We start from the raw sequence: 509 nt of genomic DNA on the forward strand, positions 1-509 counted from the left end.
GTTCGCGGTCGTTGCCAGCGAAGTGCGCACCCTGGCGCAGCGTTCGGCCAATGCCGCCAAGGAGATCAAGACGCTGATCGACGATTCGGTGACGCGCGTTGCCGAAGGCTCGGCGCTGGTCGACCGGGCCGGCAGCACCATGCAGGAGATCGTGGCCTCGGTGCAGCGCGTCACCGACATCATGGGCGAGATCTCCGCGGCCTCGCAGGAGCAGTCCGCCGGCATCGAGCAGGTCAACCAGACCGTCACCCAGATGGACGAAAGCACGCAGCAGAACGCGGCGCTGGTGGAAGAAGCCACCGCGGCGGCGCGCTCGATGGAGCAGCAGTCGGTGGAGCTGACCCAGGCCGTGGCGCTGTTCAAGCTGGACGGCGCGCCGGCTGCGGCGCCGATGCCAGCTCCGTTGCCGCGCGGCAGGCACGCGACGCAGACGATGACGCGCGGTCCGCGCCCGCAGGCCGCGGCCGTACCGGCACGCCGCGCGCCGTCGTTCGCGGCGGCGGGGGGGC

At 71.9% G+C, this 509-nt stretch carries 1 protein-coding gene; it reads left to right on the top strand.

Features of this window, described 5'->3' with window-relative positions; genetic code table 11:
• On the top strand, positions 1 to 509 hold a 509-nt coding region (locus tag D588_RS25665; protein ID WP_017917239.1), incomplete at both ends, for a methyl-accepting chemotaxis protein.

Origin of the sequence: Xanthomonas sp. SHU 308 (assembly GCF_000364645.1) — a bacterium.
In the GTDB taxonomy this organism is placed as follows: Bacteria; Pseudomonadota; Gammaproteobacteria; order Xanthomonadales; family Xanthomonadaceae; genus Xanthomonas_A; species Xanthomonas_A sontii.